Raw genomic sequence first — 996 nt, forward strand, 5'->3', positions numbered from 1 at the left:
CCCCGACATCCAGGCCCACGCCCGCGGCACCATGCACGTACGACACCAACTGCGTCTCACCCGCAGGTGTCGTACGACCCACCGTCACCGCGAAATCCACACCGGCACACGACGACAACACCGCATCGATTTCACCGAGCTCGATGCGGAAACCACGCACCTTCACCTGAAAGTCGTTACGCCCCACATACACGATCCCCGACCCGGCATCACGCGGACCCCGAACCACGTCACCGGTCCGATACATACGCGCACCACCCGGAGCCGCCACGAACCGCAACGCCGTCAACCCCGCACGACCGTGATACCCCCGAGCCACACCCGGACCCGACAGATACAACTCACCCGTCACACCCACCGGGACCGGATGCAGGCGCGAATCCATCACTTGTGCAACAGTATTCCGAATCGGAGCACCGATCGTGACCTGCTCACCCGGCACCAGGGGATCCGAAATGTTCGTCATGATCGTAGTCTCGGTCGGACCATAACCGTTGAAGAACCGACGACCCGGTGCCCACCTCGCCACCAGATCCGGCGGGCACGCCTCACCACCGACCACCACACAATTCAGCACATCCAGACCGGCCGGATCCACCGACGCCAACGCAGCCGGAGTCACGAATGCATGCGTCACACCCTCACGTACGACCAACTCCGCAAGCTCGACCCCGCCATACACCGAAGTCGGAGCGATCACCATCGTCGACGAGGCCCCCACCGCCAACAGAAGCTCCAACACCGAGGCATCGAAACTCGGGGACGCGAAGTGCAACGTCCTCGACTCCGGAACCAATCCGTACCGCTCCACCTGCTCGACACAGAAGTTCGCCAGACCCGAATGCGTGACCACCACACCCTTCGGGCGCCCCGTCGACCCCGACGTGTAGATCACATACGCCGCATGCCCGAGCCGCAACGTCCGAACCCGCTCGTCGAACGTCACCGGACCCGACGGCAACACCGCAAGCTCCGACTCGGTCTCGGGATCGTCGA

General features: G+C 63.8%; 1 protein-coding gene. It reads right to left on the bottom strand.

Annotation, left to right across the window (positions count from 1 at the left end; all coding sequences use genetic code 11):
* On the bottom strand, positions 1-996 hold a 996-nt coding region (locus HCA61_RS25845), incomplete at both ends, for an AMP-binding protein (protein WP_169691054.1).

The organism is Rhodococcus sp. HNM0563 (genome assembly GCF_012726195.1).
GTDB lineage: Bacteria > Actinomycetota > Actinomycetes > Mycobacteriales > Mycobacteriaceae > Rhodococcus.